At 77.2% G+C, this 10,728-nt stretch carries 1 protein-coding gene and 1 pseudogene; both read right to left on the reverse strand.

All coding sequences use genetic code 11. The features are described from left to right. A pseudogene (locus ACSNOK_RS07455) lies at positions 1-4,097 on the reverse strand (type I polyketide synthase); the annotation flags it as partial. A gap of 71 nt (positions 4,098-4,168) precedes the next feature. Further along, the gene (locus ACSNOK_RS07460; RefSeq protein ID WP_436779793.1) at positions 4,169-10,693 is read right to left on the reverse strand and encodes an SDR family NAD(P)-dependent oxidoreductase; all 6,525 of its coding nucleotides are present in this window, start codon (positions 10,691-10,693) and stop codon (positions 4,169-4,171) included. Positions 10,694-10,728 lie beyond the last annotated feature (35 nt).

The raw sequence follows: 10,728 nt of genomic DNA on the forward strand, positions 1-10,728 counted from the left end.
GCGGGGAGCCGGGCGGGGGCCAGCCGGGGGACGCGTACGGTGCCGTCGCGGAGGGCGAGCCGGGGCTCGCCGGAGAGGAGCGCCGCGAGCAGCTCCGGTGTCGGGCCGGCGTCCGGGGGGAGGTCGGCGAGGACGAAGCGGCCCGGGTTCTCGGCCTGCGCCGCGCCCACCAGGCCCCAGACGGCGGCGAGTTCGGGGTGCGGTACGGCGTCGTCCGGGCTGGTGGCGACCGCGCCGCGGGTGAGCACGGCGAGGACGGACGACGTGGTGCGCTCGTCGGCGAGCCACCGCTGGAGCAGCGCCAGCGTCTCGGTGACGGTCTCGCCGACCGTCCGGCCGGGGGCCATGAGGGCCAGCGCCACGTCGGGCGCGGACGCGTCGGGGCCGGTCGCCGGCCGGTCGCCGGCGGGCAGGGCCGCCTCGACGCCGGGCAGGGCGTCGCCGAGTACCGCCCATGTGCGCGTGCGGGTCTCGGGCTCCGCGGCGGGCGCGGCGGTCCACCGGAGCTCGTGGAGGGCGTCGTCCCGGCGGGCGGCGCGCAGTTGGCCGAGGGAGACCGGGCGGGCCTGGAGGGAGTCGGCGGTGAGGACGGGCGTGCCCTCGGCGTCGGCGACGGTGAGCCGCATGGCGTCCGGGCCGGCGGGGGCGAGGCGGACGCGGAGGGCGGTGGCGCCGGTGGTGTGCAGGCCGACGCGGTTCCAGCAGAACGGCAGCCGGACGGTGTCGCCGGTGTTGCCGACGAGCCCGGCGTGCAGGGCCGCGTCCAGCAGCGCCGGGTGCACCCCGTACCCGGCGGCGTCGGGGCGGGCGGCCTCGGGGAGTTCGACCTCGCCGAACACCTCGTCGCCGGACCGCCAGAGCGCGCGCAGGCCGCGGAAGGAGGGCCCGTAGGCGAAGCCGTCGGCGACGACCGACGGGTAGAAGTCGGCTAGGTCGACGGGGACGGCGTCGGCCGGGAGCCAGTCGCCCGCCAGGTCGCGGGCGGGCTCCGGGGTGCCGGGGGCGAGGGTGCCGTGGGCGTGCCGGGTCCAGGCGGCGCCGCTGTCGGGCCGCGAGTGGACGGCGACCGTGCGGCGGCCGGCGGCGTCGGGGGCGCCGACGGTGAGCTGGACGTCGACGGGCCGGCCGCCGGTGAGGATCAGCGGCGCCTCCTGGTTCAGCTCCTCGACGGTTCCGCAGCCGGCGCGGCGGCCGGCGTCCAGGACGAGGTCGAGGTAGGCGGTGCCGGGGACGATGACCGTGCCGAGGACGACGTGGTCGGCGATCCAGGGGTGGCTGCGGGTGGAGATCCGGCCGGTGAGGACGAGCCGGTCGTCGTCGGCCGGCCGTACGGCGGCGGTGAGCAGCGGGTGTCCGGCGTCGTCGAGGCCGAACGCGCCGGGCCCCCCGGTGCCGTCGCCGTCGGCGGGGCGCAGCCAGTGGCGTTCGCCCTGGAAGGGGTAGGTGGGCAGGTCCAGGTGGGGGGTGGGTCCGGCGGGCAGGACGGCGGCGAGGCCGGTGCGGGCGCCGCGCGCCCAGGCGTGGGCGCAGGCGGTGCGCACGGTCTCGGGCTCCGGCCGGTCCGGGCGGAGCAGGGGGACGGCCGTGAGGTCGGTGCCGTCCTCGGCGGCGGCGTCCTGGGCGAGGGCCGACAGCACGCCCGCGGGCCCGAGTTCGAGGCAGGTGCGCACGCCCTGGGCGACGAGCCGGCGGACCCCGGCGTGGAACCGGATCGTCTCGCGGACGTGCCGCACCCAGTACGCCGGGTCGCGGGCCTCGTCGGCGGTGAGGGCGCGGCCGGTGAGGTCGGAGACGACCGGGAGGGCGGGCGCGTGGAGGGTGACGCGGTCGAGGACGGCGCGGAAGCCGTCCAGCATGCCGTCCATGCGCGGGGAGTGGAAGGCGTGGCTGACGTCGAGGCGCTTGGTGCGGCGGCCGACGGCGGCGAAGTGTGCGGCGACCTCGCGGACGGTGTCCTCGTCGCCGGAGACGACGACGGCGCGGGGGCCGTTGACGGCGGCGACGGCCGCGAGGTGGGCGCGGCCCTCCAGCAGCGGCAGCACCTCCTCCTCGTCGGCCTGGACGGCCGTCATGCCGCCGCCGCGCGGGAGCCGGGCCATCAGCCGGCCGCGGGCGGCGACGACGGCGGCCGCGTCGTCCAGGGAGAGCACCCCGGCGGCGTGCGCGGCGGCGAGTTGGCCGATGGAGTGGCCGAGGACGGCGTCCGGCAGCAGCTCCCACGACTCCAGGAGCCGGAACAGGGCGGTCTCCAGGGCGAACAGGGTGGTCTGGGCGTGCAGGGTGCCCTGGAGGAGGGCGGGGTCTCCGGTGCCGAGGACGAGGGCGCGGGTCTCGGCGCCGAGCCCGTCGCCGAGCGCCTCGCAGACGGCGTCGAGGGCGCGGGCGAACGCCGGGTGCCCGGCGTACAGTTCCGCGCCGGCGCCGGCGCGCTGGGCGCCCTGGCCGGTGAAGAGGAACGCCGTCTTCCCGGCGCGCCGGACGGTGTCGCGGACGAGGCGGGGCGCGGAGGCGCCGTCGCGCAGCGCGTCGAGGCCGGCGAGCAGGTCGTCGCGGGTGGCGCCGGTGACGGCGGCGCGGTGGTCGAGGGCGGCGCGGGAGCGGACGAGGACGCGGGCGAGGTCGCCGGGGCGCCACGCGGGGTGGGCGCGGACGGCGTCGCCGAGCCGGGCGGCCTGGGCGCGCAGCGCCTCGGGGCTCCTGGCGGACACGGCCCACACGAACGGCCCGTCCCCGTCCGGCCGTTCGTCGGCCGCCGGCTCGTCGCCCTGTTCGAGGACGACGTGGGCGTTGGTGCCGCTGATGCCGAACGAGGAGACGGCGGCGCGGCGCGGGCGGCCGGTCTCGGGCCAGGGCCGCGCCTCGGTGAGGAGGGAGACGGCGCCGGACGACCAGTCGACGTGCGGCGTGGGCTCGTCCACGTGCAGGGTGCGCGGGAGGGTGCCGTGGCGCATGGCGAGGACGGTCTTGATGACGCCCGCCACGCCGGCCGCGAGCTGGGTGTGGCCGATGTTGGACTTCACCGAGCCCAGCCACAGCGGCCGTTCGGCGGGCCGCCCCTGCCCGTACGTGGCGAGCAGCGCCTGGGCCTCGATGGGGTCGCCGAGGGAGGTGCCGGTGCCGTGCGCCTCGACGGCGTCGACCTGGTCGGGGGTGAGCCCGGCGTCGGCGAGGGCCTCGCGGACGACGCGCTGCTGGGACGGGCCGCTGGGGGCGGTGAGCCCGTTGGAGGCGCCGTCCTGGTTGACGGCGGAGCCGCGGACGACGGCGAGGACCGGGTGGCCGTTCCGCCGGGCGTCGGAGAGGCGTTCGAGGAGCAGGACGCCGCCGCCCTCGCCCCAGGCGGTGCCGTCGGCGCCGGCGGCGAACGCCTTGCACCGGCCGTCGGGCGCGAGGCCGCGCTGCCGGCTGAACTCGACGAACATGCGCGGCTCGGCCATCACGGCCATGCCGCCCGCCAGCGCGAGCGTGGACTCGCCGCGCCGCAGCGACTGGCAGGCCAGGTGCAGGGCGACCAGCGACGACGAGCAGGCCGTGTCGACGGTGACGGCCGGGCCCTCCAGGCCGAGGACGTAGGCGAGGCGCCCGGAGGCGACGCTGACGGTGGTGCCGGTCAGCAGGTAGCCCTCGGCGCCGTCGGAGCCCTGCCGGGCGCCGGTCGCGTAGCCGAGCGGCGCGGTGCCGACGAAGACGCCGGTGCGGCTGCCGCGGACGGACTCCGGGTCGATCCCGGCCCGTTCGAACGCCTCCCAGGCGGTCTCCAGCAGCAGCCGCTGCTGGGGGTCCATGGCGACGGCCTCGCGGGGGCTGATGCCGAAGAACGCGGCGTCGAACCGGCCGGCGTCGCGGACGAACGCCCCGTGGCGGACGTAGCTCTTGCCGACCCGGTCGGGGTCGGGGTCGTACAGGTCGTCGACGTCCCAGCCGCGGTCCTCCGGGAACGGGCCGACGGCGTCGGTGCCGTCGGCGAGGAGCCGCCAGAAGTCCTCGGGGGAGCGTACGTCCCCGGGGAAGCGGCAGGCCATGCCGACGATCGCGACGGGTTCGCGCGCGGCGTCGGCGAGCCGCTGGTTCTCCTGCTGGAGCCGTGTCGTCTCCTTGACGGACGCGCGCAGCGCTTCAAGGACTTTCTCGTATGTCGCAGCCATCGTGGTTCTCCGCCGTCCGGGCGCTATCGGATGTCCGTCATGTCAAGGGCCATGTCCACCAGGCTGTCGGCGTCCATGGTGTCGATCGCGTCGGGGTCGGTCACATGGGTGCCGATCGCGTCGGTGTCCTCCGCCGGGCCGTCGGGCGGGGCCTGGCCCGCGTCGGCGGCCAGCCGGAGGAGGGGGTCGAGGAGTCCGGCGGCCCGGAGGCGGGCGACCGGGATGCCGGCCAGCAGCTTCCGCACGTCGGCGTCGTCCCCGGGGGGCGGGCCGGCGGGTCCGTCGCCGCCGTCGGGCAGCAGCAGGGTCCGCAGGTGGGCGGCGAGGTCGGCGGGGGTCGGGTGGTCGAAAACGAGGGTGGCGGGGAGCCGGAGGCCGGTGGCGGCGTTCAGGCGGTTGCGCAGTTCAACGGAGGTGAGCGAGTCGAAGCCGAGCGCCTTGAACGGCTGCCGGTCGTGGACGTCCTCGGCCGAGGCGTGGCCGAGGACGGTCGCCGCGTGGCCGCGGACGAGGTCCAGCAGGGCGCTCTCGCGCTCGGCGGCGGGCAGGGCGGCCAGCCGCGCCCCGAGGGCGTCCCGCGATTCCCCGCTCGCGGCCCCGGCGGTCCGCCGGGCGGGTCCGCCGGCCAGGGCGCGCAGCAGCGGCGGGACGCCTCCGGGGCCGGCGGCGGCGCGCAGGGCCGCGGTGTCGAGCCGCAGGGCGACGGGCAGCGGCCGGTCCCCGGCGAGGGCGGCGGCGAACAGGTCGAGCCCTTCCGCGTCGGTGAGCGGGGCGACGCCGGAGCGCCGCATGCGGGTGTGGTCGGCGGCGTCGAGGTGGCCGGTCATGCCGCTGACGGTCTCCCACAGGCCCCAGGCGACGGACAGGCCGGGCAGGCCGTCGGCCCGCCGCCGCCGGGCGAGCGCGTCGAGGAACGCGTTGGCGGCGGCGTAGTTGCCCTGCCCGGGGCCGCCGAGGGTGGCGGCGGCCGAGGAGAAGAGGACGAACGCGCCGAGCGGGGTGTCCCGGGTGAGCTCGTGGAGGTTCCACGCGGCCCGCACCTTGGGGCGCAGGACGGCGTCGACCTGCGCGGGGGTGAGGGCGGTGACGACGGCGTCGTCGAGGACCCCGGCGGCGTGGACGACGGCGGTGAGCGGACGGTCGGCGGGGATCGCGGCGAGCACGGCGGCCAGCGCGTCCCGGTCGGCGGCGTCGCAGGCGGCGACGGTCGCCTCGGCGCCCGATTCCCGTAGCCGGGCGCGGAGTTCGGCGACGCCCGGGGCGTCGGCGCCGCGTCGGCCGAGCAGCAGCAGGTGCCGGACGCCGTGCCGTTCGGCCAGATCGCGGGCGACGAGCCCGCCGAGGACGCCCGTACCGCCGGTGATCAGGACGGTGCCGGCGGGGTCGAGGACGTCCGGCATGGTCAGGACGACCTTGCCGGTGTGCCGGGCGCGGCTCATGAAGCGGAACGCCTCGGGGGCCCGGCGGACGTCCCAGGTGGCGGCCGGGAGCGGCCGGAGCACGCCCCGCCGGAACAGCTCCATCAGCTCGCCGATCATCGCGCCGATGCGTTCGTGCCCGGCGTCGATGAGGTCGAAGTACCGGTAGGTGGTGCCCGGGTGGGCGGCCTCCGTGGCCGTGGCGTCGCGGATGTCGGTCTTGCCCATCTCGACGAACCGGCCGCCGGGGGCGAGGAGCCGCAGGGAGGCGTCGACGTACTCGTGGGCGAGGGAGTTGAGGACGACGTCCACGCCGCGCCCGCCGGTGGCCGTCCGGAAGGCGTCCTCGAAGCCGAGGTCGCGGGAGGAGGCGATCCGCTCCTCGGGCACGCCGAGGGCGCGCAGGGTGTCCCACTTGGCGGGGCTCGCGGTGGCGTACACCTCGGCGCCGAGGTGGCGGGCGATCTGGAGGGCGGCGAGCCCGACGCCGCCGGTGGCGGCGTGCACGAGCAGCGTCTCGCCGGGGCGGACGGCGGCCAGGTCGACCAGGCCGTACCAGGCGGTGAGGAACGCGATGGGGACGGTGGCGGCCTCGGTGTACGTCCAGTCGTCGGGCATCGGGGCGAGCAGCCGCCGGTCGACGACGGCGTGCGGGCCGAACGCGCCGGGCACCATGCCGAACACCCGGTCGCCGGGGGCGAATTCGGTGACGCCGGGGCCGGCCTCCAGGACGACGCCGGCGGCCTCGCCGCCCATGACGTCCTGGTCGACCATGCCGAGTCCGAGGACGACGTCGCGGAAGTTCATGCCGGCGGCGCGGACGGCGATCCGCACCTGCCCGGGCCCGGGCGGGCCGGCCGCCTCGGGGGCGGGGACGAGGGCGAGGTTCTCCAGGGTGCCCTTGCTGGTGACGTCGAGCCGCCAGTCCGGGGCGTCGTGCGGGGGCTCCAGGGACCGCCCGGTGGCGGACCGGGCGAGCCGGGGCAGGAGCAGCCGGCCGTTGCGGAGGGCGGCTTCGGGCTCGTCCGCGGCGAGGGCGGCGGGCAGGGCCCGCCGGGAGCCGGGCAGCCCGTCGGTGTCCAGCAGCGCGAACCGGCCCGGGTGTTCGGTGCGGGCGGAGCGGACCATGCCCCAGACCGCCGCGTGCGCGAGGTCGTGGACGGTCTCCCCCGGTGCGGCGGGCACGGCGCCGGAGGTGACGAGGACGAGCCGGGACGACGCGCAGCGCTCCTCGGCCAGCCAGTCCTTGAGGAGGGCGAGGAGCCGGTGCGTCACCTCCGTGGCGGCCTCGTCGGCGGGGGCGCCGCCGGTGGTGAGGCGGCAGGGGACGACGACGGTGCCGGGGACGGCGGGGGCGGCGGCGAGTGCCGCGAGGTCGGCGTGGACGGGCACGCCGGGGTGCCCGTCGGCCAGGCCGAGGGCGTCCTCCCCCAGCACCGCCCAGTCCGGCTCCCGCTCGGGGGCGTCGGTTTCGTTCCACTCGACGTGGAAGAGGGAGTCGTGGTGCCGCGCGGTGCGCGCGGACTCCAGCTGGTCACGGCTGACGGTCCTGCTCACCAGCGACGCGACGGAGGCGACGGGCGCGCCGGAGCCGTCGGCCGCGCGGAGGGCGAGGCCATCGTCGCCGGCGGGCGCGAGGTGGACGCGGAGGGCGGTGGCGCCGGTGGCGTGCACGGTGACGCCGGCCCAGGCGAACGGCAGCCGGACGTCGCCCGTGGTGCGGGCGGCGGCGGGGTGCAGGGCGGCGTCGAGCAGGGCCGGGTGCAGGGCGAACGCGTCGGCCGCGTCCCGCTGTTCACGTCCCAGCCTGACCTCGGCGTAGAGATCGTCGCCGTGCTCCCAGAGGGCGTGCAGCCCCTGGAAGGCGGGCCCGTAGCCGAGGCCGTCGCCGGCCAGGCGCTCGTACAGCGTGTCGACGGGGACGGGCGTGGCGCCCGGGGGCGGCCAGGCGGTCAGGTCCCAGTCCGGGGCGGGCGCGGTGTCCGGGGCGAGGAAGCCGGTGGCGTGGGCGGTCCAGGCGGCGTCCGGGGCGGCGTCCTCGGGCCGCGAGTGCAGGGCGAGCGGCCGCCGGCCGTCCTCGTCGGCCGCGCCGGCGGACAGCTGGAGGTGGACGCCGCCACGCTCGGGCAGGACGAGCGGCGCCTGGAGCGTCAGCTCCTCCACCATCCCACCCCCCGTCAGATCGCCCGCCTGGACGGCGAGTTCGACGAGGGCGGCGCCGGGGACGAGGACGGTGCCCCAGACGGCGTGGTCGGCGAGCCAGGGGTGGGTGTCGACGGACACCCGCCCGGTGAGCAGCAGCCCGTCCCCGCCGGCCACCGGCACGGCCGCGCCGAGCAGCGGGTGCCCGGTGGCCCGGAGGCCGACCGCGGTGACGTCGCCGGTGGCGGTGTCCCCCTCCAGCCAGTAGCGCTCGCGCTGGAAGGCGTAGGTGGGGAGGTCGACGCGGTGCCGGGCGGCGTCGGGGAAGACGGTGGTCCAGTCGACCGCGACGCCCTGCGTGTACGCCTCGGCCAGGGAGGTCAGGAAGCGACGCCGGTCGCCCTCGTCGCGGCGGAGGGAGCCGACGACGACGGCCGGGACGTCCGCGTCTTGCGCGGTCTCCTCGATGCCGACGGTGAGGACGGGGTGGGCGCTGCACTCGACGAACGCGCGATGTCCGGCGGCCAGGAGGTCGTCGATGACGGACCGGAAGCGGACGGGGTTGCGCAGGTTGCGGTACCAGTAGTCGGCGTCGAGGTCCGCCGTGTCGATGACCTCGCCCGTGAGGGTGGAATGGAAGGGGACGGACCCGGTGCGGGGGCGGACGTCGGCGAGTTCACGGTGGATGCGGTCGCGGATGCGCTCGACGTGGGCGGAGTGGGAGGCGTAGTCGACGGGGACGCGCCGCGCCCGTATCTCTCGTGCCTCGCAGTGCGCCAGGAGTTCCTCCAGGGCGTCCGCGTCCCCGCAGACGACGGTGGAGCGGGGGCCGTTGAGGGCGGCGACGGAGATACGTCCGTCCCAGGCGGCCAACAGCGCCTCGGTCTCGTCCGCCGGCAAGGCGACGGACACCATGCCACCCTCGCCCGCGATCTCCAGCAGCGCGCGGGAGCGGAGCGCGACGACCCGGGCGCCGTCCTCCAGCGACAGCCCGCCCGCCACACAGGCGGCGGCGATCTCGCCCTGGGAGTGACCCACGACGGCGGCGGGTTCGACCCCGGCCGACCTCCACAGCCCGGCCAGCGACACCATCACCGCCCACAGCACCGGCTGCACCACGTCCACCCGGTCGAACCCCGGCGCACCCGGGGACTGCCGCAGGACGCCGGTCAGCGACCAGTCGACGTACGGTTCCAACGCCCGTTCACAGTCCGAGATGTGCTCGGCGAACACAGCACTCTCGTCGAGGAGTTCGACGGCCATGCGGGTCCACTGCGACCCCTGCCCGGGGAAGACGAACACCGGCCCGTCGGCCTCACCTGAGGCCACTCCGCTCACCACACCGGCGGCAACCTCACCACCGGCCAACGCTCGCAGTCCACCGAGCAGTTCGCCGCGTCCGTCCCCGATCACCACAGCGCGGTGCTCGAACGACGACCGCCCCGACGCCAGCGACCAACCCACCCGCCCCGGATCGGCGCCCTCGACGGCCTCGGCCAGCCGCCCGGCCTGCGCCCGCAGCGCCTCGCCGGTACGGGCGGAGACGACCCAGGGCACAGCCCCCGGGCCCGGCTCGGCCGGGGTGGCGGGCTCCTCCTCGGGCGCCTGCTCCAGGATCACGTGGGCGTTGGTGCCGCTGACGCCGAAGGAGGAGACGGCGGCCCGGCGCGGGCGGCCGGTGTCGGGCCAGTCGCGGCGTTCGGTCAGCAGCTCGACGGCGCCGGACGACCAGTCGACGTGCGGTGTCCGCTCCTCGGCGTGCAGGGTCTGCGGGAGCACGCCGTTGCGGAGGGCCATGACGGTCTTGATGACGCCGGCGGCCCCCGCCGCCGCCTGCGTGTGGCCGATGTTGGACTTCAGCGAGCCCAGCCAGAGCGGCCGGTCCGCCGGGCGGTCCTTGCCGTAGGTGGCGAGGAGGGCCTGGGCCTCGATCGGGTCGCCGAGCCTGGTGCCCGTCCCGTGCGCCTCGACCGCGTCCACGTCGGCCGCCGTGAGTCCGGCGTCCTCCAGGGCGCGGCGGATGACGCGCTGCTGGGCGGGGCCGTTGGGGGCGGCGAGGGCGCTGCTGGCGCCGTCCTGGTTGACGGCGGAGCCGCGCAGGACGGCGAGGACGGGGTGACCGTTGCGGCGGGCGTCGGAGAGCCGCTCGACCAGCAGCATGGCGACGCCCTCGCCCCACGCCGTGCCGTCGGCGGCGGCCGAGAACGACTTGCACCGGCCGTCGGGGGCGAGGCCGCGCTGCCGGCTGAACTCGACGAAGGTGTTGGGGGTGACCATCACGGTGACGCCGCCGGCCAGGGCGAGCGTGCAGTCGCCGCGGCGCAGCGCCTGGGCGGCGAGGTGGAGGGTGACGAGGGACGAGGAGCAGGCGGTGTCGACGGTGACGGCCGGGCCCTCGAAGCCGAACGTGTAGGCGATCCGGCCGGAGGCGACGCTGCCGGAGGTGCCGGCGCCGAGGAATCCGGCGACGGCTTCGGGCACCTCGATGCCGCGGTTGCCGTACTCGTGGTACATGAGCCCGGCGTAGACGCCGACGCGTTCGCCGCGCAGGCGGCGCGGGTCGACGCCCGCGCGTTCGACGGCTTCCCAGGCGGCTTCCAGCAGCAGCCGCTGCTGCGGGTCCATGGCCAGGGCCTCGCGCGGGCTGATGCCGAAGAAGGCCGGGTCGAATCCGTCGGCGCCTTCGATGAACCCGCCCTCGCGGACGTAGGTGGTGCCCGGGCGGCCGGACTCCGGGTCGGGGTCGTACAGGTCGTCGATCCGCCAGCCCCGGTCGGCGGGCGGCGCGCCGATGGCGTCACCGCCCTTGACCACCAACTGCCACAGGTCTTCGGGCGAGTTCACGCCGCCGGGCAGCCGGCAGCTCATGCCGACGACGGCGATGGGTTCCCGGCCGCCGTCCTCCAGCTCCTTGACGCGGCGGCGGGACTCCTTGAGCTCGGCGGTCGCCCACCGGAGGTGTTCGCGCAGCTTCTCTTCGTTGCTCACTTCGAGCCAGCTCCTCGGGGGGTGTGCGGTCCGGT

The sequence above is a fragment of the Streptomyces sp. URMC 126 genome, assembly GCF_051386555.1.
In the GTDB taxonomy this organism is placed as follows: domain Bacteria; phylum Actinomycetota; class Actinomycetes; order Streptomycetales; family Streptomycetaceae; genus Streptomyces.